Origin of the sequence: Bradyrhizobium sp. WYCCWR 12699 (assembly GCF_032144035.1) — a bacterium.
GTDB lineage: Bacteria > Pseudomonadota > Alphaproteobacteria > Rhizobiales > Xanthobacteraceae > Bradyrhizobium.
This window is the reverse complement of sequence record NZ_JAVTJN010000032.1, coordinates 126,451-146,138: the sequence shown is the minus strand read 5'-3', so window position 1 is coordinate 146,138 and position 19,688 is coordinate 126,451. Positions and strand designations below refer to the sequence as shown.

The following is a 19,688-nucleotide window of genomic DNA, read 5'->3' as shown; positions in this document are numbered from 1 at the left end:
GTTTTAAAATTCCGGCTTGCAGGCTGCCACGTATTTGAACACAGCTCTGCCCTTCGGATTAACCATCCGGGCTCGTTTGCGTCAGCCGACCAGCCAGACCCGAAACAGCAGCGCCGGCATCAGGCCGAGCATCACCGCCCAGAACCCGAACGACGATACGACGAGAATTCCCTGCAAAAGATCGGCCGGCGCGAACTGGCTCGCGGCCGTCGGCCGTGTGCGATGCCCCATGGTCATTCCCCCTGTGATAAGCCTTTCGAGGCCAACGATAGGCACCAGAGCGTAAACGAGGCGTGGATGCGCAATGCCGCGGACGCGAAGGCTGTTCGCGCGATGTTAACCACGGGGCGGTCTCTCACCACGGTCATTCCGGGTTCGCGATCTCGTCGCGCCCGGAATGACATGCGGAAGCAGTGACGAGCCGCTACGCCGCGACCTTCGTCCGCCGCTCGATCTCACGATCGATCGTCGCCGCGAGCTCGCTGCTGACCTCCACCATCGGCAGGCGCACTTCGGGGCTGTCGATCAGGCCGCAGCGCCACAGCCAGTACTTCGCCGGCGCCGGGCTCGGCTCGGTGAACAACAGGCGCGTCAGCTCGGCGACCTCCTGCCAGCGTGCCAGTGCCGCGTCGTGATGGCCGCGCTTCAGTTCGGCATGGACGGCCGCAAAGGTCGCGGTCTCGACATGGGCGGACAGCACGATGCCGCCGTCGGCGCCGTCGGTGAGCGCCTCGAAATAGCTCGCGTCCTCGCCGGTGAGCACGCGAAACCCCTTCGGGCGATCGCGCAGCAGCGCGATGGATTGCTCGCGGCTCGCGCCGCAATCCTTCAGGCCGACGATGTTCCTGTGCTCGGCGAGCCGCAGCATGGTCTGGTTGGTGATGTTCACCGAGGTGCGATAGGGAATGTTGTAGAGCGCGAGCGGCCAGGCGGCGTGATCGGCGAGCGTCTCGAAATGCGCCAGGAGGCCGCGCTGCGAGGGCCGCACATAATAGGGGCTCGCGATCAGATAGCCGTCGATCGGCCAGTCCGCGGTCTCGTCGAGACGCTCCTGCAGCCGCGCGGTGTCGGCGCCCGACAGTCCGAGGCAGATCGGCAACGTGCGCCGGCCGGCCGCCATCTCGTCGCGCACGATGCCGACGAGACGTTCGAGCTCGGCCTCGCGCAGCGTCATGCCTTCGCCGGAGGTCGCCCCCAAAATAAAGCCGTCGATGCCTTGCGCGGCGTAGTGCCGCGTCAGCCGCCGCAGCGAGCGCTCGTCGAGCGCCCCATCGCGAAACGGCGTCACCAGCGGCAGCCACAGCCCGTGCAATTGTTCCTGTAGACCAGTCATGTTTCCATCTCCTTCTCGGGAAAAACCTGAGACGGAGGGCACATGAAAAAACCCCGTCCAGGCGGCGGGGTTTTCGAAGATTTGCAGCGATGACGAAGCTTAGCTAGCGCGCGCAAACATCCGAGGCCCCGGGATGGGGGCCTTTTTTCGAGGCGATCGCCTTGAACGAGATTGCGCACGACTTCGTGATCATTTGCAAATGATGCGGGGTATGCGCGGAACTGTCAATACACGCGGAGGGCGAAGGCCGATTTGGCAGAAAAAAAGCCGGGCCCAAAGAGCCCGGCTTAAGGTATTGGCCACGTGAGGCCGACACAATCACCTTCCAAGAGGGATTACTGAACTCCCGCGCCACTGGAGGAGGGGGACAAATGCGCAACGCGAAGGCTCAGCGTGCAAACAGTATGGGCTTGACGAGCGGCCTGCAGCAACAGCCGAGGCCGCATGTCAGTCATGCGGAAATCAGGACGGCCAGCGCTGCGCCTTGCTGACCACGAAGTCGCGGAACACCTGCACGCGCGCGACGGTCTTCAATTCCTCGGGATAGACGAAGTAGGTGTCGAGCTGGATCGAGTCGGACTCGCCGAACAGCTGCACGAGTTTGCTCTGTTCCTCGACGAGGTAGTCGGGCAGCGCGGCGATGCCGAGACCCTGCTGACAGGCGCGCACGAGACCGAGGATGTTGTTCACTCGGAAATAGGCTTCGCGCGGACCGGAGCCGTTGCGGCCGGCTTCGACCAGCCAGTTGCGGTTCTGCAGGTGCGGCGCGAAGTTGCCGTCCGAGAGCGTGATGATGCGGTGGGAGTCGAGCTCCTCCAGCGTGCGCGGCGTGCCGAAGCGCTTGATGTATTCCGGCGAGCAATAGGCATGGAAGCCCATCGCGAACAGCTTGCGCTGGATCAGATCCGGCTGCGTCGGCTTGCGGGTGCGGATCGCGACATCCGCCTCGCGCATCGACAGGTCGAGCTCCTCGTCGGTGACGATCAGGGAGATCCGGATCTCGGGATAGAGCGCGGTGAATTCGCCGAGCCGCGGGATCAGCCAGTTGATGCCGACGCCGGGCGTGGTGGTGATCTTGAGGTCGCCGCTCGGCCGCTCGCGGCTGTCGGTGAGCTTTGCGCGCGCCGCCTGCAGCTGCATGAACACGTCATGCGCGGTGCGGAACAACAAATCACCCTGCTCGGTGAGGATCAGGCCGCGGGCGTGGCGGTGGAACAGCGAGACCGAAAGCTCCTGCTCCAGCGCCGAGACCTGGCGTGACACCGCCGATTGCGACAGGCCGAGCTGCTCGCCGGCATGCGTGAAGCTGCCCGCTTCCGCCGCTGCGTGAAACACCTTCAGCTTGTCCCAGTCCATATCCGTAAATCCGTCGCGTGTTCGAGGCATGATCGTTATTCCGCTGCCGCGCGCTCGCTGGCGCGCAGGGCCAAGAAACGTTCGGCCTCGAGCGCTGCCATGCATCCGAGGCCTGCGGCCGTCACGGCCTGGCGATAAGTCTCGTCGGCGACGTCGCCGGCGGCGAACAGGCCGGGCACCGAGGTGGCGGTCGAGTTCGGGGCGGTCTCGACGTAACCCGACGGTTTCAGCTTGATCTGGTCTTTCACGAGCTCGGTCGCCGGCGCATGGCCGATGGCGATGAAGACGCCGTCGGTCTTCACGTCCGTCAGCGCGCCGGTCTTGACGTTCTTGAGGCGCACATGGGTGACCTTGTTCGGGTTCTCGGTGCCGCAGATCTCGTCCACGGCCGAGTCCCAGATCACCCTGATCTTCGGATGCTTGAACAGGCGCTCCTGCAGGATCCGCTCGGCGCGGAAATGATCGCGGCGATGCACGATGGTGACCTGCGAGGCATGGTTGGTGAGGTACAGGGCTTCCTCGACCGCGGTATTGCCGCCGCCGACCACCACGACCTCCTTGTTGCGGTAGAAGAAGCCGTCGCAGGTGGCGCAGGCCGACACACCGCCGCCCTGGAATTTTACTTCCGACGGAAGCCCGAGCCAGCGCGCCTGCGCGCCGGTGGCGAGAATGACGGCGTCGGCGAGATAGACGTCGCCGGAATCGCAGGTGAGGCGGAACGGCCGCTGCGCCGTATCCAGCTTGATGACAAGGTCGGTGACGATCTTGGTGCCGACATGGACTGCCTGCTTCTCCATCTGCTCCATCAGCCAGGGGCCCTGGATCACGTCGGCAAAGCCCGGATAGTTCTCGACATCGGTCGTGATGGTGAGCTGGCCGCCAGGCTGGATGCCCTGGATCAGGATCGGCTCGAGCATCGCGCGCGCGGCGTAGATCGCGGCGGTGTAACCGGCGGGGCCGGAGCCGATAATGACGACCTTTGCATGAACAGGAGCGGACATTTCGATGGACGCCTTTCACGGGGGATCTGCAGCGCGGGCGCGGAACATGCCGGGAGGCGTCGCGGAGGCGCTGAAATATCAGAGCTAATCTAAGCGTTCTGGTGAGCTATGCAAGAATTGCATTCCCTGTCGGCGGATTTTTCCAACAGGGAACAAAAGTCGATTGCGGTGCACGCGCAATAAAATTGCGCTGGCCGTGCAGACTGGGTATGAGGATTGCGATAAGCCCACCAATACCGCCGTTAAAGGCCAGGAGTTCCAATCACGTGTCGCGGAACCTAGACGAGATCGACCTGAAAATTCTGACCGAGATTCAGGCCGACGGTCGAATCACGAATGTCGAGCTGGCCAAGCGCGTCGGCATCTCGCCGCCGCCCTGCCTGCGCCGCGTCCGGGCGCTGGAGGAAGAGGGCTATATCCACGGCTATCGCGGCCTGCTCGACGCCCGCAAGCTTGGCTTCGACGTGACCGTGTTTGCCGCCGTGCACCTGTCCAGCCAAGCCGAGGCCGATTTGCGCGCCTTTGAGGAATTCGTCCGCGCCGAGCCGCTGGTTCGCGAATGCTGGATGCTGTCGGGCGAGGTTGATTTCATCCTCAAATGTGTCGCCCCCGACATGGCGACCTTTCAGGATTTCGTCACCCATCTCACCGCCGCGCCGCATGTGCGGAATGTGCGGACCTCGCTGGTGCTGCATAATTCGAAATACGAGGCCGCCGTGCCGCTCGAGGTGAAGGGGCGGAGGTAGAGCGCCGCTCTCGTGCCCCGGACGCAGCGCAGTGCCACTTCGGCGGTGCGCGCTGCAGAGCCGGGGCCCATGTCGCGGCGACTTCCCGTGTCGCCTCCTGGATCCCGGCTCTGCGCTGCAACGCTGAAGCGTTGCAGCTTGTCCGGGACACGAGGGTGGTGGGTGTCGCTGCTGCGCACTCCGTCAATGCGAGCGTAGCGAAGCAATCCAGAGTCTTTCCGCAGCAGCAGTCTGGATTGCTTCGTCGCGTTGCGCCTCGCAATGACGACAAGTTACAGCGAGGCTCGGCTCACTCAACAACACGCCGAAACAAAAAGGCCGCGCATCGCGCGGCCTTCTCGGAACGGCGTCGTTTGCAGCGGCAAATCCTTACCGCCACTCCACCTTGGTGATCTCATAGGCCTTGGCGCCGCCGGGGGCGTTGACCTCGACGGTCGAGCCCTTCTTCTTGCCGATCAGCGCGCGGGCCAGCGGCGAGGTGATGGAGATGCGGCCTTTCTTGGCGTCGGCCTCGACCTCGCCGACGATCTGCCACACCGCCTTCTTCTCGGTGTCCTCGTCGACCAAAGTCACGGTGGCGCCGAACTTGATGGTGTCGCCGGAGAGCTTCGAGATGTCGATGATGTCGGCGCGCGCAAGCTTGTCCTCGAGCTCGGCGATGCGGCCCTCATTGTGGGACTGCTCTTCCTTCGCGGCATGATATTCCGCGTTCTCCGACAGGTCTCCGTGCGAGCGCGCTTCCGCGATATGCTCGATGATCCGCGGACGATCTTCCGACTGGCGCTTCTTCAATTCTTCCCCGAGCGCGACAAAGCCGGCCTGGGTCATCGGAACCTTTTCCATCTCTTCTCTCGTCCTTCAGCTGCGCGCCTCACAAAGACCGCGGGGCGCGGCAACCTTGATTCGTCGATATTCCCGGGGCTGAACACGCGCCCGCCGGGAGTTTATGTGGGTCTGGCGCCGGAACAGAACAACCGCATGGCCGGATCAGTTCCTCCGGCCATTGTGGCTTCATTGCCAATCACTTAGCGGCGGTTTCACCGCCGCTAGCGATCAGGTTTCCGAAAAGTAGCTCTGCAGGGTACGAACCTCAAGGTCCCCGCCCAGATAGGCGCGGATGCCCTGCGCGGCCGCCACGGCCCCGGAAAGAGTGGTGTAATACGGCACTTTATGCAAGAGGGCCGCGCGCCGCAGCGAACGGCTGTCGGCCAGCGCCTGCGGGCCTTCCGTGGTGTTGAAGACGAGCTGGACGTCGCCATTGGTGATGGCGTCGACGATGTGCGGCCGTCCTTCCAGCACCTTGTTCACCTTCTCGGTCGGGATGCCCTGATCGGTCAGGAAGCGCTGCGTGCCGGAGGTCGCCAGCACCTTGAAGCCGAGCGAATGCAGTTCGCGCACGGCTTCCGCGATACGCGTCTTGTCGCTTTCACGCACCGAGACGAACACCGTGCCCTTGCGCGGTACTCGCGTGCCGCCTCCGAGCTGGCTCTTGGCGAAGGCCACCTCGAAGTTGCGGTCGATGCCCATGACCTCGCCGGTCGAGCGCATCTCGGGGCCGAGCACCGTGTCGACGCCGGGGAAGCGCGCGAAGGGGAAGACCGATTCCTTGACGCCGACGTGCTTGAGCTTCGCCTTCTTCAGCTTGAAATCGGCGAGCTTCTCACCGGCCATGACGCGCGCGGCGATCTTGGCGACCGGCGTGCCGACCACCTTGGCGACGAAGGGCACGGTGCGCGAGGCGCGCGGGTTGACCTCGAGCACGTAGATCTCGCCGTCCTTGATGGCATATTGCACGTTCATCAGGCCGACGACGTCGAGGCCGAGCGCGAGCTCGCGGGTCTGCCGCTCCAGCTCCTCGATCATCTTCCCATCGAGCGAGTGCGGCGGCAGCGAGCAGGCGCTGTCGCCGGAATGGATGCCGGCTTCCTCGATGTGCTCCATGATGCCGACGATGAAGGTGTCCTTGCCGTCGCAGAGGCAATCGACATCGATCTCGGTGGCGTCGGACAGATAGCGGTCGAACAGCAGCGGGTTCTTGCCGAGCACGGTGTTGATCTGCCCGGTCTTGTCGTTCGGATAGCGCGCCTTGACGTCCGCCGGCACCAGCTCCGGCAGTGTGCCGAGCAGATAGTCGTTGAGCTGATTCTCCTCGCGGATGATCTGCATCGCGCGGCCGCCGAGCACGTAGGACGGGCGCACCACCAGCGGCAGGCCGAGATCGGCGGAGACGAGCCTTGCCTGCTCGACCGAATAGGCGATGCCGTTCTTCGGCTGCTTGAGGCGAAGCTTGTCGAGCACGCGCTTGAAGCGGTCGCGGTCCTCGGCAAGGTCGATGGCGTCGGGCGAGGTGCCGAGGATCGGCACTTCGGCGGCTTCCAGCGCGCGTGCCAGCTTCAGCGGCGTCTGGCCGCCGAACTGCACGATCACGCCGTGCAGCGTGCCGTTGCTGCGCTCCTTGGCGATGATCTCCAGCACGTCCTCGGCGGTGAGCGGCTCGAAATAGAGCCGGTCGGCCGTGTCGTAGTCGGTCGACACCGTCTCCGGATTGCAGTTGACCATGATGGATTCGTAGCCGGCATCATGCAGCGCGAAGCAGGCGTGACAGCAGCAATAATCGAACTCGATGCCCTGGCCGATACGGTTGGGCCCGCCGCCGAGAATGATGACCTTCTTCTTGTCTGACGGGGTGCTCTCGTCCGCCGGCGCACCTGCAAAGAACGCCTCATAGGTCGAATACATGTAGGCGGTGGGCGAGGCGAATTCGGCCGCGCAAGTGTCGATGCGCTTGTAGACGGGTCGAACGCCAAGCGCATGGCGCTTCGCGGTGACCTCGGCCTCCGTCGTCTGGGCGAGCACCGCGAGCCGCGCGTCGGAGAAGCCCATGCTCTTCAGTGTGCGCATGCCGAAGGCGTTGCCGGGCAGTCCGTTCTTCCGGACTTTCTCCTCCATGTCGACGATGCCGCGCATCTCGCTGAGGAACCACGGGTCGATCTTGCAGGAGTTGAAGATGTCCTCGTTCGACCAGCCGAGCCGCATGGCCTGGGCGACCTGGAGCAGCCGGTTCGGCGTCGGCGTGCCCAGTGCGGCACGGATCGCGTTCTTGTCGTCGTCGCGGCCGAGACCCTCGATCTCGATCTCGTCGAGGCCCGTGAGACCGGTCTCGAGCCCGCGCAGGGCCTTTTGCAGGCTTTCCTGGAAGGTGCGGCCGATCGCCATGACCTCGCCGACCGATTTCATCGACGTGGTCAACGTGGTCGAGGCGCCCGGGAATTTCTCGAAGGCGAAGCGCGGCACCTTGGTGACGACGTAGTCGATGGTCGGCTCGAACGAGGCCGGCGTGGCGCCGCCGGTGATGTCGTTGGCGATCTCGTCCAGGGTGTAGCCGACCGCGAGCTTGGCGGCGACCTTGGCGATCGGAAAGCCGGTGGCCTTGGACGCCAGCGCGGAGGAGCGCGACACGCGCGGATTCATCTCGATGACGACCATGCGGCCGTCTTCGGGATTGACGCCGAACTGCACGTTGGAGCCGCCGGTCTCGACGCCGATCTCGCGCAGCACCGCCAACGAGGCGTCGCGCATGATCTGGTATTCCTTGTCGGTCAGCGTCAGCGCCGGCGCCACCGTGATGGAATCGCCGGTGTGCACGCCCATCGGATCGAGGTTCTCGATCGAGCAGACGATGATGCAATTGTCATTCTTGTCGCGCACCACCTCCATCTCGTACTCTTTCCAGCCGAGCACGGATTCTTCGATCAGCACTTCGTTGGTGGGAGACGCATCGAGGCCGCGCTCGATGATGTCGAGGAACTCTTCCTTGTTGTAGGCGATGCCGCCGCCGGTGCCGCCCATGGTGAAGGAGGGGCGGATGATCGCGGGCAGGCCGATCTCGGACAGCGCCATCATCGCCTGTCCCATCGCATATTCCTGATAGCGCTTGCGACGGTCGCCTTCGCCCAGCGTCCATTGCCGCTCGAGCTCTTCGAGCGCTGCGCCGGACGCCTTCTCGCGCGCCGCCTGGTACTTGTCGCGGAAAGACTTCTTCAGGTCGGAAGCATTGGCGAGCCGCGACTTCGGCGTCTCCAGCCCGATCTTGGTCATGGCCTCGCGGAACAGCTGGCGGTCCTCGGCCTTGTCGATGGCGTCGGCGGTGGCGCCGATCATCTCGACGTCGAACTTCTCCAGCGTGCCTTGCCGGCGCAGCGACAGCGCGCAGTTCAGCGCGGTCTGTCCGCCCATGGTCGGCAGCAGGGCGAAGCCGCCGGGGATGACGTGACGTTCCTTCTCGATGATCTTGGCGACGATCTCGGGCGTGATCGGCTCGATATAGGTCGCATCGGCCAATTCCGGGTCGGTCATGATGGTGGCCGGGTTGGAATTGACGAGGACGATGCGATAGCCCTCCTCCTTCAGCGTCTTCACCGCCTGGGTGCCCGAATAGTCGAACTCGCAGGCCTGGCCGATCACGATGGGACCGGCGCCGATGATCAGGATGGTGGTGATGTCTGTACGTTTGGGCATCAACTCTCGCCGGACTGGAATTTGGGCACAAAAAAAGGGCGCGCTGCTGCGCGTCCCTGTGGCCGAGAGCGCGGTGGTCTCCCTCGCGCGCGGGTGGGTCTTAGACCAGTTTTTGGGGCGGCGAAACCCCGAAAAACGCCCATCAACCGGCAATTTTGACTGGTTTTGGCCGGGCCTGCCAGCCGCGGGCGAGATGCACCAGAAGCGAGGCCGTTACGCTCACACCGCCGATCCAGCCGAGGTCGTTGGGCGACAGGGTGGCCAGCACCGCGCCGCCGAGGGCCCCGCCGATGGCGAAGCCGAGATACATGGCGGAGGCGTTGAGCGAGAGGGCGATCATCGAGGCCTGCGGCTCGATCCGGATGATGCTGGCGATCTGGGCCGGATAGAACGCCCAGCCCGAGATGCCCCAGAGGAAGATCGCGCCCAGCACGGCGTAATGGGCCTGACTGGGCATCAGCTTCAGGACCAGCGAATGCAGGATGAGGGCGCTCGCCATGCCGGCAAGCCCGAGCGCTGCGGTGGTGAGCGTGCCGAGCCGGTCGGCCAGGACGCCACCGAGCATGTTGCCGATCGCCGCCGCGCCGCCAAACACCAGCAGCGCCAGGCTGATCTGCGAGGCGTCGAAGCCGAGATTGCGCAGTGGAACCGCGAAATAGGTGAATACGGTGAAACCGCCGAGCGCCCATAATATCGTGATCAAAAGCGCGACCACGACATTGCCGTGGCGCGCCACCGCGAGCCGCTCGCTGAGCGAAGCCGTGTTGCGCGGCAGGCCGCGGGGCAGGCCGAGCAGGAGGCCCGCCAGCGCGACGGCGCCGATCAGGGCGACCATGGCAAAGGTCGCGCGCCAGCCGAGCAGGCTGCCGACGAGATTGCCGAGGGGAACGCCAATGACAGTCGCGACCGTGAGTCCGGAGGTGACCAGCGCCACCGCGCGGCCCCGCCGTTCGGGCGATGCGATGGCGATCGACACGGCGAGGGCCGTCGGCATGCACAGGCCCGAACCCAGCGCCATCAGCATCCGGGAGGCGAGCAGCAGGGCGTAATTCGAAGCCACCATCGCTGCGAGGTTTCCGGCGATGAAGGTCGTCAGCGCGAGGGCCAGCACGGTTCGGCGGTCGATATTGTTCAGCGCCACCGCCAGGATCGGGGAGCCCACGGCATAGGTGAGGGCGTAGGCGGTGACGAGCTGGCCGGCGGCCGGGACCGAAATCGACAGATCACCTGCGATTGCAGGCAAAAGCCCAGCAATCACAAAGCCTTCAGTACCGATCGCAAAGGCTCCCAAGGCCAGCCAGAACACGCTCATTGGTCCACACCCTATGTTCAACGCTTATTGAACAATTGAATGCACAAAGGTGGCGATGTCAATCGGTTCAAGAACTATTGAACATTGCGGCCGCATCGCTATGATTTCCGGGTCATGAGCCGCACGCCTCTCCACCCCACCCGCGAGCAGATCGAGCTGCCGATGGTTCTGGATTGCCTCAGCGATCCGATCCGGTTGGCGATCGTGTACCAGCTCGCAGCGCAGGAAAGTGTCAGCAGCGAACTCTGCTGCGGCGATTTCAGTGGGCTCGGGGGCAAGTCGAACCTGGCCTATCACTTCGCCAAACTGCGCGAATGCGGCCTGATGCAGACGCGCGTGGCCGGCACCAACCGCTTCATAAGATTGCGCCGCGAGGATCTGGATGCACGCTTTCCGGGCCTGCTGGACGCGGTGATCGGCTCCGCGGCGAAGGATGCCGAGCGGCTGCACTTGTTGTCGGAGGGGGATGTGGTCGAGGCGGATTGAGGTTCGAGCGGACAGTCCGTCTTCGCTTGCGCTTCGCTCCGACTACGCCGGACACGCTTCGTCTCTTCGGGACTCGCGTGGCTACGCCACGCGTAGCCACGCAGGGGCGAAGCGTGGAGACCCGGCCTGGATTTGAACCAGGATGAAGAGCGTTGCACCGCCCTCGCGTAGACGCTTCCGCCACCGGGCCACAGCGATCATGTCCGATTGCAGTGCGACAAGCCACAACGGCTAATTGTTATGCTTAACGAACCAGGGGCGGCCGCGCGATGAAGGTCATGCGCCAGCGATTATGGCCGATATTGGTGTGGGCGCGCTGGACCGCGAAGCCGGCTGCGCTCAGCTTGGCGGTGATCTCGTCCTCGCTGTAGCGCTGCAGCCCGATGCGCGTGCGCAGTTGACGGTAATCCGACAGCGCGGTGCTGATCAGCCCGATCAGCGCGTCCTTCAGAAAGCCGTGGCGCAGGCCGAAGCCGAGCAGCGCCATGACATCCCTGAACATGCCGACATTGGGCTGCAGGATGTCCCCCAGCACCAGCTTGCCGGAGGGCCGCAGGATCCTGCGGATGTTGAGGAGCGCGGCATCGAGCTCTTCCGACGCCATGTATTGCGCGACCGAGTTCATCACCACGAGGTCGATGGATTGGTCCTGCATATTGCGGACGTCGTCGAGCGAGCGGACGCGGATCTTGGTGTTCGGGGCAAAGCGCGCGATCAGCCGGCCGCGCACGCCGGGCGCTGGCTCGGCCAGGATCAGCTTGCCGCACGCGGCCGCCACCTGGTTCGCCGACAACGCCTCGCCGCAGGCGTAGTCGAGCACGGTCGCCTCGGGCGAGGCGATGTAGCCGATAATGTCCCGCGCGATGATCTGGAAGTGCAAGTCGCGATGCAGCTTGCTGACATAGATCGTATGCGTCGAGTCGTAATAATCGATCCAATCGTCCATGGTATCCCGCCCAGCGGTTCCTGTCTGGGAACCGCGCTGCCCGCCTTGCGTTAGGGGTGCGACGGCGCGCCGTCAATGTCCGCGTCCTAACAGGAAGGTCTCCCGTGAGCAAAACCAACAAGGTCTCGCCCGATCTCGATACCCCCACCGATCTGTCGCCCGACGGGGTCAAGAAGGTCTCGGAGGCGCTCAACGTGCTTCTGGCCGACGCCTTCGCGCTGTATCTGAAGACCAAGAACTTCCACTGGCACATCAGCGGTCGGCATTTCCACGACTACCATCTGCTGCTCGACGAGCAGTCGGACCAGATCTTCGCCACCACCGACCAGCTTGCCGAGCGCGTCCGCAAGATCGGCGGCACCACGCTGAAGTCGATCGGCCAGGTCGCAAAGCTCCAGACCATCAAGGACAACAACGAGGACTACGTCCCGCCGCGCGAGATGCTGCGCGAGCTGATGCAGGACAACAAGCACGTCGCAGCCGCGATGCGCAAAGCCCATGAGGTCTGCGACGATGCCGGCGACGTCGCCAGCGCCAGCATCCTCGAAGTCTTCATCGACGAGACCGAGCGGCGGACGTGGTTCCTGTTCGAGGCGACGCGGCAGGAAGGTGGCAACGAGGCGTAGGCCGAGCTGTCGGAGGGTGGGCAAAGGCACGCTCTTCGCGCGCCGTGCCCACCATCGCTCTCGATCGCAAAAATGCGTGGGCACGGTTCCGCCTTCGCTCTTCGAGCTACGGCGGACGAGCCGCTCTGCCCGCCCTACGGCACCCTTCTCCCGGCTATCGCCACAGCCTCATCAACGCGCCATCCTTCCCCGTGACGGGATCCGCCGGCGGCAGTGCGACTTGCGGAATCGTCTTCAGCGCCTTGGCGTGGTTCTCCGGCGTTGCCCTCGTGATCTCCATCTTCGCGCCTGGCGGATAGGCGCCGATCACGCAGAAATCGTTGCTCGCCTTGATGCATTGATGCCCGGTGCCGGCAGGCAGGATCGCGACGTCGCCGGCCTTGATGTTCAGCTCCTGGCCGTGGTCGCCGCCGAAGCGGACGCGGGCGCTGCCGCGCGCGACGCCGAGCACCTCGTGCACCGTCGCGTGATAATGCAGATAATCGTAGACGCCGTTGCGCCAGGTGCCGCCCCAGCCGTTCGCCTCGAACAGATCTTCGATGGTCGCTTCCGGCTGCTTCGGATCAAGCTTCACCGCGGCTTGGTAGACCAGGAACGGACGGATGTTGTTCGGCGTAAGGCCGTCGTCCTCGAACACGATGGCGAGTGGCTCGGCGTTGTCGCGGACGACGGACATGGCGGGGCTCCTGCGCGAATCTAGCAGGGATCAACGAGGGGCGTGAGGCGGCGTTCCTCGCTCCTCCGTCAATCCGGGGCGACGCGTGAGCCCGGAATGACAAGAGCCCGGGACAAGGCCCGGGCTCGATGTCGTCAAAGCAGCTGCGGAAGAGCGCGCCCTACGCGCTCTTCTTCTGCCGCATCAGGTCCGCAAAGCGCTGGAACAGATAGTGCGAGTCGCGTGGACCCGGTGAGGCCTCGGGGTGGTACTGCACCGAGAACACCGGCTTGCCGTCGAGCTGGATGCCGCAGTTGGACCCATCGAACAGCGAGATGTGGGTCTGCGTCGCACCCTTCGGCAGCGTGGCCTCGTCCACCGCAAAGCCGTGGTTCATCGAGGTGATCTCGACCTTGCCGGTGGTCTCGTCCTTCACGGGGTGGTTGGCGCCGTGATGGCCCTGATGCATCTTCTTGGTCTTGGCGCCGACGGCCAGGCCCAGCATCTGGTGGCCGAGACAGATGCCGAAGGTCGGCGTGCCCGACTTGATGACGTCCTGGATGACAGGCACGGCATATTTGCCGGTCGCAGCCGGATCGCCCGGACCGTTGGACAGGAACACGCCGTCCGGATTCATCGCCAGGATGTCGGCGGACGAGGTCGTCGCCGGCACCACCGTCACCTTGCAGCCGACGCCGGCGAGCAGGCGCAGGATGTTGCGCTTGATGCCGTAGTCGATGGCGACGACGTTGAACTCCGGCTTGTCCTGGCGGCCAAAGCCCTTGTCCCACAGCCAGGGCGTCTCGTCCCAGGTGAAACGCTGGCCGCTCGTGACCATCGGCACGAGGTCCATGCCTTCGAGGCCGGGCCATTCGCGCGCCTCTTCCTTGAGGCCATGCAGGTCGAACTCGCCGTTCTTGGCGTGCGCGATCACGGCGTTGGGCATGCCCTTGCTGCGGATCAGTGCGGTCAGCGCGCGGGTGTCGATGCCGGAGAGGCCGATGATGCCGCGTGCCTTCAGCCACTGGTCGAGATGCTTGGTGGCGCGGTAGTTCGAGGGATCGGTGATCGCGGTGCGCAGGATCACGCCGCGCGCGCCCGGCGTTGCCGCCATGTTCACCGTCTCGATGTCTTCCTCGTTGGTACCGACATTGCCGATATGCGGGAAGGTGAAGGTGATGAGCTGGCCGGCATAGGAGGGATCGGTGAGGATCTCCTCATAGCCGGTCATCGCGGTGTTGAAGCAGACTTCACCGACGGCGTGGCCTTCGGCGCCGAGACCAAAGCCTTCGAGCACCGTGCCGTCGGCAAGCACCAACAGCGCGGTCGGTTTGTGGTCCGGCCAGGCGGGATCGTTGTCATGTTGTGTCATGAGCGCGTTTCATAGTCTGCGCGGGCGCCGCCGTCAAAGCGGGAGAGGCCCGATTCACATGCGTTTTTGCATATTTGACAGGCCTCCTCGGCCGCTTAAGCTCGGTCGCATAATTTCCGGCAATTTGAGGGGCTTGCGAGGCAATAATGGACCAGACCACCCCGATCGTGCTGGTTCCGGGGCTGGCCTCCTCGGCCCGGATCTATGCCCCCGTCGTCCCGGCGCTGTGGCGGTTCGGCCCGGTGATGATCGCCAACCATATCCGCGATGACAGCATGGCGGCGATCGCGGCCCGGGTGCTGAGCGAGGCGCCGCCGCGCTTCGCGCTCGCCGGCCATTCCATGGGCGGCTACATCGCGCTCGAGATCATGCGTCAGGCACCCGAGCGGGTTGTGAAACTCGCACTGATCAACACCCAGGCCCGGCCCGACACCGCCGAGGCGACCGCACGCCGCCGCGGCCTGATGGAGCGCGCCAGGCGCGGCGAGCTCCGCGCCATCCGCGAGGAGAGCTTTCCGGAGCTTGTGCATCCGTCGCGACGCGACGATGCCGAGATCCTCGAGCTGGTCCATGCGCAGGACGAGGATGTCGGCGTCGCGGGATATCTGCGGCAGCAGGCCGCGATCATCGCGCGGGTGGATTCGCGCCCGACGCTTTCCGCCATCAGCTGTCCGACATTGGTGCTGACGGGCGATGCCGACAACACCATTCCCAACGCGTTCTCGATAGAGATGGCCGAGGGCATCGCCGGCGCAAGGCTCAAGGTTCTCGAGCGCTGCGGACACCTGCCGCAAGCCGAGCAGCCGGACGCGACAGTGCGTGCGCTCACCGAATGGCTCGGAACCGAGGTTGTCTAGGCGCCACGAACGGCCTAGATCAGGCCTCAGATATTCGAAGGGATCACGATCATGCTGCGCGACGACATCAACAATGCGGTCAAGGAGGCCATGAAGGCCAAGGACGAGCGCAAGCTGTCCACGCTGCGCATGGTCAACTCGACCATAAAGAATGCCGACATCGAGGCGCGCGGCCAGGGCAAGCCGCCGCTGTCCGACGCCGATCTGCTCGGTGTCTTTCAGAAGATGATCAAGCAGCGCCAGGAATCGGTCGAGCTCTACGACAAGGGCGGCCGTGCCGAGCTCGCAGCCCAGGAGCGCGAGGAGATCGCGGTGATCTCGGCATACCTGCCGAAGCAGATGGCCGACGACGAGGTGAAGAAGGCGATCGCGGATGCGATCGCCGAAACGGGCGCAGCCGGCATGAAAGACATGGGCAAGGTGATTGCCGTGCTGCGCGCGAAATACGCCGGCCAGATGGATTTTGGGAAGGCCAGCGGTTTGGTGAAGGCGGCGTTGTCGGGCTAGGCCGTCATTCCGGGGCGACGCGAAGCGTCGAGCCCGGACTCCATCAGGCCGCCAGCCCTGTTGCTCAATGGATTCCGGGTTCGTGCTTCGCACGCCCCGGAATGACAAAAAGAAACTGGGAGGCACGATGACCGCGATCAAACCGTTCCGCATCGCCATCAGCGACGACATCCTCACCGATCTCAAATCGCGCCTCGCACGTACGCGCTGGCCGGAGGCGGAGCTGGTCGACGACTGGAGCCAGGGCGCGCCGCTGAAATGGATCCGGGAGATCTGCACCTATTGGGCGAATGACTATGACTGGCGGGCGCGTGAGGCCAAGCTCAACCGCTTCGAGCAGTTCACCACCGAGATCGACGGGCTCGACATCCATTTCATTCACGCACGCTCCAAGGAGCCGGCCGCGCTGCCGCTGATCATCACTCATGGCTGGCCCGGCTCGATCGTGGAATTCCAGAAGGTGATCGCGCCGCTGACCGATCCCGCCTCGCATGGCGGCGATCCCGCCGATGCGTTTCACGTGATCTGTCCCTCGCTGCCGGGTTTCGGCTTCTCGGCCAAACCCAAAGAGACCGGCTGGGGCGTCGACCGCATCGCCGCGACCTGGGCCAGGCTGATGGAGCGGTTGGGCTATGCGCGCTACGGCGCGCAAGGCGGCGACTGGGGCTCGGCGGTGACGACGTCGCTCGGCGCGCAGGACGCGGCGCATTGCGCCGGCATCCACATTACGCTGTCCTTCAACTCGCCACCGCGCATCGAGGGCGAGCCGACGGCGGAGGAGAAGCGGGCGCTCGCCGGCCTCAAGCATTATGTCGATCTCGACTCCGGCTATTCCAAGCAGCAATCGACGCGCCCGCAGACACTCGGCTATGGCCTGACGGATTCGCCGAGCGGGCAGGCGGCCTGGATCCTGGAAAAATTCTGGGCCTGGACCGATTGCAACGGCCACCCCGAGAACATCTTCACCAAGGACGAGCTGCTCGACAACGTCATGCTCTATTGGACGACGGAGACGGCGACCTCCTCGGCGCGGCTCTATTGGGAAAGTTTTGGCAAGCGGCGCACCACGCCCGTCGTCAAGGTGCCGACGGGCGTGGCCGCCTTCCCCAAGGAGATCATCACGCCGGTGCGGCGCTGGATGGAGCCGAATTTTCCTGACATCACGCATTGGAGCGAGATGGAGAAGGGTGGCCATTTCGCCGCGTTCGAGCAGCCGGAGCTGTTCGTACGGGATGTCAGGAAGTTTTTCGCGTCGGTGCGGTAACGTCATCCCGGGGCGACGCGCTAGCGTCGAACCCGGAATCCATCAGGCGGCGTTTCCTGTGGCTTGATGGATTCCGGGCTCGCCCCGCGGGCGCCCGGAATGACGGGACTTTGTTCCGCGCCCCTGTGGCTCTACACTACACACCAACAAGACATCGGGAAACGATCCGGCCCATGCTGACCGAAGCCGCAACCTACGACGAACTCGTCCGCAATTTCCGCTGGGACATCCCTGAGCGCTTCAACATGGCGGAGGCGTGCTGCGATCGCCATGCTGACGGCTCGGGCCGCCTCGCGCTGGTCTATGTCGACGACAATGGCGCAACCAGCCGCACCTCCTTCGACGAGGTCGCCGAGATGTCGCGCCGCTTTGCCAATGTGCTGAAAGCGGACGGGCTTATGCGCGGCGATCGCGTCGCGGTGTTCCTGTCGCAGTCGCTGGAATTGCCGGTCGCGCATATGGCGGCATTCCGCTCCGGCCTGATCTCGATCCCGCTGTTCGCGCTGTTCGGTGAGGATGCGCTCGAGTTTCGCCTGTCGAATTCCGAGGCAAAGGCTATCGTCACCGACGAGGGCGGCTGGGAGAAGCTCGCGAAGATCCGCGATCGCCTGCCGCAATTGAAGACCGTCTATGTCGTCGGCGAGCGTGCACCTGCGGGCACGACGTCGTTCTGGGGTGCAATCAAGGCCGCTTCGCCCGACTTCGCGCGGGTCGATACCTCAGCGGATGATCCCGCGCTGATCATCTACACCTCGGGCACGACGGGCAATCCGAAGGGCGCGCTGCACGCGCACCGCGTCGTGCTCGGTCATCTCCCGAACGTCGAGATGTGTCACAACTTCCTGCCCAGGCCCGGCGATCTCATGTGGACGCCGGCGGATTGGGCGTGGATCGGTGGCCTCGTCAACGGCCTGCTCGCGTTCTGGTACCACGGCATCCCCCTCGTCGGCCATCGTGCACGGAAGTTCGAGCCGCAGGCGGCGATGCAGATGATGGCCGATCTCGGCGTCCGCAACGTCTTCATGCCGCCGACGGCACTCAAGCTGATGCGGCAGGCCGGCGTGAAGCATCCGGGCGTCAAGCTGCGCAGCATCTTCACCGGCGGGGAATCGCTCGGCGGGGAACTGCTCGGCTGGGTGCGCGAGACCTTCGGGATCGACGCGCATGAGGTGTTCGGCCAGACCGAGTGCAATCTCGTGATCGGCAGCAACTCAAATCTGTTTCCGATCCGCCCCGGCGCGATGGGCAAGGCGACGCCGGGCTTCGACGTCCGCATCTTCAACGACAAGGGCGAGGAATTGCCGCGCGGCCAGCGCGGCATCATCGGCGTGCGCCAGCCGTGCCCCGTCACCATGCTCGAATACTGGCGCAATCCGGATGCGACGGCAAAGAAATATGCCGGCGCGTTCCTGCTCACCGGCGATCTCGGCGTGCAGGACGAGGACGGCTATTTCTGGTACGTCAGCCGCGAGGACGACGTCATCACCACCGCGGGCTATCGCGTCGGCCCGTCCGAGATCGAGCACACGCTGATGAAGCATCCATCGGTGGCCATGGCCGCCGTGGTCGGCATCCCCGATCCGATCCGCACCGAATCGATCAAGGCGTGGATCGTCTTGCGGCCCGGCTTCAGCGCCGGCGACGCGCTGGCGCGCGAGATCCAGGAGTTCGTCAAGGTGCAGCTTGCCGCACACGAATATCCGCGCTTCGTCGCATTCGCCGAGACGCTGCCGATGACGGCGACGGGCAAGGTACTGCGGCGCGAGCTGCGAGCCAAGGGCTGACGTCCACGATGGCAAAGACTTCTCAAGCCGCGGGACTTCATCGCGCCTCGCTCGACGAGCTGCACGATCTCGATGCGGCGCTCGAGCTCATGTATTACGGCTGGCGCGGCATGACGCTGGAAGCCGACGAATACCTCGCGAAGCAGGGCCTGTCGCGTCCGCACCATCGCATCCTCTATGTGGTGGCGCGCCGGCCCGACATCGCGATCGGCTCGCTGCTCGAGGTCCTCGGCATTTCCAAGCAGGCCCTCAACCGGCCGCTCAATCTGCTCTTGGAGCGCAAGCTCGTGACGTCGAAGCGCTCGCCCGAGCAGCATCGCTCGAAGCTGCTGCGCCTGACGGCCGCCGGCCAGCGCATCGAGCAGCGCGCCTCCGACCACGAGCGCAACGTCATGCGCAAGGCGTTCGATCGCGCCGGGTCGTCCAGTACGGCGGCATGGATGGCCGTCATGGAGGCAATTGCCGACCATAACTGACAGTCTCAAGTCAACGTAGTTGACATGAAGATCGTGCTTTGCCATTCTCCGCGCCATCGAGCGAGGGGAGGGCCGCGTCATGAGCGGACAGACGATGAATCGCGCGGCCGCCGAACCCTTTGTCGCGGCATGGTGCGCGAGCTGGCGCAAGGTCGATATCGACGCCGTCGTCGCGCATTTCGCCGAGGACGCGCAGATGCGCAGTCCTCTGGCGTTGACGCTGACCGGCTCGCCGGTCGTGAGCGGTGCCGAAAACATCCGCGCCTATTGGCGGAAAGCCTATGGCCACATCGAAAGCGCCGACCTCAGGATATTGAGCTGGAGCTGGGACGATACGATCGCGCGGTTGGTCGTCTGGTGGCAGCTCGGCGACACCCGCGCCAGCGAGTTCATGGATTTCGACGATGCCGGCCGCGTCGTACGCAGCGAAGCCTTTTACGGGAAATAAC

Annotated in this window: 19 protein-coding genes and 1 tRNA gene; 9 read left to right on the top strand and 11 right to left on the bottom strand. The window is 64.6% G+C overall.

What is annotated here, in order from left to right; translation table 11 throughout:
- Positions 1-81: 81 nt before the first annotated feature.
- The 4 genes from RPS27_RS15450 to trxB all read right to left on the bottom strand — a co-directional run bounded on the left by RPS27_RS15450 (position 82) and on the right by trxB (position 3,690).
- Complete coding sequence (locus RPS27_RS15450) at positions 82-231, bottom strand: hypothetical protein (RefSeq protein ID WP_194406162.1); 150 nt, start codon at positions 229-231, stop codon at positions 82-84.
- Positions 232-424: 193 nt separating this feature from the next.
- Positions 425-1,333, bottom strand: a complete 909-nt coding sequence (locus tag RPS27_RS15445) for a 4-hydroxy-tetrahydrodipicolinate synthase (protein ID WP_212068025.1) — start codon at positions 1,331-1,333, stop codon at positions 425-427.
- Between the two features lie 462 nt (positions 1,334-1,795).
- Positions 1,796-2,719 carry a LysR family transcriptional regulator gene (locus RPS27_RS15440; RefSeq protein WP_026201990.1) on the bottom strand — a complete coding sequence of 308 codons (924 nt, stop codon included), beginning with the start codon at positions 2,717-2,719 and terminating at the stop codon, positions 1,796-1,798.
- Positions 2,720-2,724: 5 nt separating this feature from the next.
- Positions 2,725-3,690, bottom strand: coding sequence for a thioredoxin-disulfide reductase (gene trxB / locus RPS27_RS15435; RefSeq protein ID WP_211418443.1), 966 nt, complete (start codon positions 3,688-3,690; stop codon positions 2,725-2,727).
- 266 nt (positions 3,691-3,956) lie between these two features.
- Here trxB and RPS27_RS15430 point away from each other — a divergent pair, with 266 nt between their 5' ends.
- The gene (locus RPS27_RS15430; RefSeq protein WP_008135853.1) at positions 3,957-4,436 is read left to right on the top strand and encodes an Lrp/AsnC family transcriptional regulator; all 480 of its coding nucleotides are present in this window, start codon (positions 3,957-3,959) and stop codon (positions 4,434-4,436) included.
- A gap of 369 nt (positions 4,437-4,805) precedes the next feature.
- Here RPS27_RS15430 and greA read toward each other — a convergent pair whose 3' ends face one another.
- The 3 genes from greA to RPS27_RS15415 form a co-directional block, all read right to left on the bottom strand.
- Positions 4,806-5,279, bottom strand: a complete 474-nt coding sequence (gene greA, locus RPS27_RS15425; protein ID WP_097657627.1) for a transcription elongation factor GreA — start codon at positions 5,277-5,279, stop codon at positions 4,806-4,808.
- A gap of 210 nt (positions 5,280-5,489) precedes the next feature.
- Positions 5,490-8,954, bottom strand: coding sequence for a carbamoyl-phosphate synthase large subunit (carB, locus tag RPS27_RS15420; RefSeq protein ID WP_212068026.1), 3,465 nt, complete (start codon positions 8,952-8,954; stop codon positions 5,490-5,492).
- A 142-nt stretch (positions 8,955-9,096) separates the two neighbouring features.
- Entirely contained in the window at positions 9,097-10,266 is a 1,170-nt protein-coding gene (locus tag RPS27_RS15415; RefSeq protein ID WP_212068027.1) for an MFS transporter, read from the bottom strand.
- Between the two features lie 114 nt (positions 10,267-10,380).
- Between RPS27_RS15415 and RPS27_RS15410 the strand changes: the two genes are divergently transcribed.
- Positions 10,381-10,752 carry an ArsR/SmtB family transcription factor gene (locus RPS27_RS15410; protein ID WP_211418441.1) on the top strand — a complete coding sequence of 124 codons (372 nt, stop codon included), beginning with the start codon at positions 10,381-10,383 and terminating at the stop codon, positions 10,750-10,752.
- 114 nt (positions 10,753-10,866) lie between these two features.
- On the opposite strand, the gene RPS27_RS15405 is transcribed toward RPS27_RS15410, so the two are convergent.
- Both RPS27_RS15405 and RPS27_RS15400 read right to left on the bottom strand, forming a co-directional pair.
- Positions 10,867-10,942: transfer RNA gene (locus RPS27_RS15405), tRNA-OTHER, on the bottom strand.
- 54 nt (positions 10,943-10,996) lie between these two features.
- Entirely contained in the window at positions 10,997-11,698 is a 702-nt protein-coding gene (locus RPS27_RS15400) for a class I SAM-dependent methyltransferase (protein WP_212068028.1), read from the bottom strand.
- A gap of 104 nt (positions 11,699-11,802) precedes the next feature.
- Here RPS27_RS15400 and RPS27_RS15395 point away from each other — a divergent pair, with 104 nt between their 5' ends.
- A complete protein-coding gene (locus tag RPS27_RS15395; RefSeq protein WP_212068029.1) occupies positions 11,803-12,324 on the top strand; it encodes a Dps family protein in 522 nt (173 codons plus the stop codon).
- Between the two features lie 154 nt (positions 12,325-12,478).
- Here RPS27_RS15395 and RPS27_RS15390 read toward each other — a convergent pair whose 3' ends face one another.
- Entirely contained in the window at positions 12,479-13,000 is a 522-nt protein-coding gene (locus RPS27_RS15390; RefSeq protein ID WP_212068030.1) for a cupin domain-containing protein, read from the bottom strand.
- 160 nt (positions 13,001-13,160) lie between these two features.
- Positions 13,161-14,351, bottom strand: a complete 1,191-nt coding sequence (gene carA / locus RPS27_RS15385) for a glutamine-hydrolyzing carbamoyl-phosphate synthase small subunit (RefSeq protein ID WP_212068031.1) — start codon at positions 14,349-14,351, stop codon at positions 13,161-13,163.
- A 146-nt stretch (positions 14,352-14,497) separates the two neighbouring features.
- Between carA and RPS27_RS15380 the strand changes: the two genes are divergently transcribed.
- The 6 genes from RPS27_RS15380 to RPS27_RS15355 all read left to right on the top strand — a co-directional run bounded on the left by RPS27_RS15380 (position 14,498) and on the right by RPS27_RS15355 (position 19,687).
- The gene (locus RPS27_RS15380; RefSeq protein WP_211418437.1) at positions 14,498-15,208 is read left to right on the top strand and encodes an alpha/beta fold hydrolase; all 711 of its coding nucleotides are present in this window, start codon (positions 14,498-14,500) and stop codon (positions 15,206-15,208) included.
- A 51-nt stretch (positions 15,209-15,259) separates the two neighbouring features.
- On the top strand, positions 15,260-15,715 hold the full coding sequence (locus RPS27_RS15375; protein ID WP_211418436.1) for a GatB/YqeY domain-containing protein: 456 nt from the start codon (positions 15,260-15,262) through the stop codon (positions 15,713-15,715).
- Between the two features lie 127 nt (positions 15,716-15,842).
- Positions 15,843-16,979: an epoxide hydrolase family protein gene (locus tag RPS27_RS15370; RefSeq protein WP_212068032.1), complete on the top strand. Its 1,137-nt coding sequence runs from the start codon at positions 15,843-15,845 to the stop codon at positions 16,977-16,979.
- A 173-nt stretch (positions 16,980-17,152) separates the two neighbouring features.
- The gene (locus RPS27_RS15365) at positions 17,153-18,763 is read left to right on the top strand and encodes an acyl-CoA synthetase (protein WP_313754110.1); all 1,611 of its coding nucleotides are present in this window, start codon (positions 17,153-17,155) and stop codon (positions 18,761-18,763) included.
- A gap of 8 nt (positions 18,764-18,771) precedes the next feature.
- Positions 18,772-19,239: a MarR family winged helix-turn-helix transcriptional regulator gene (locus RPS27_RS15360; protein WP_212068034.1), complete on the top strand. Its 468-nt coding sequence runs from the start codon at positions 18,772-18,774 to the stop codon at positions 19,237-19,239.
- A gap of 79 nt (positions 19,240-19,318) precedes the next feature.
- Positions 19,319-19,687, top strand: coding sequence for a YybH family protein (locus tag RPS27_RS15355; protein WP_211418432.1), 369 nt, complete (start codon positions 19,319-19,321; stop codon positions 19,685-19,687).
- Position 19,688: the final 1 nt, after the last annotated feature.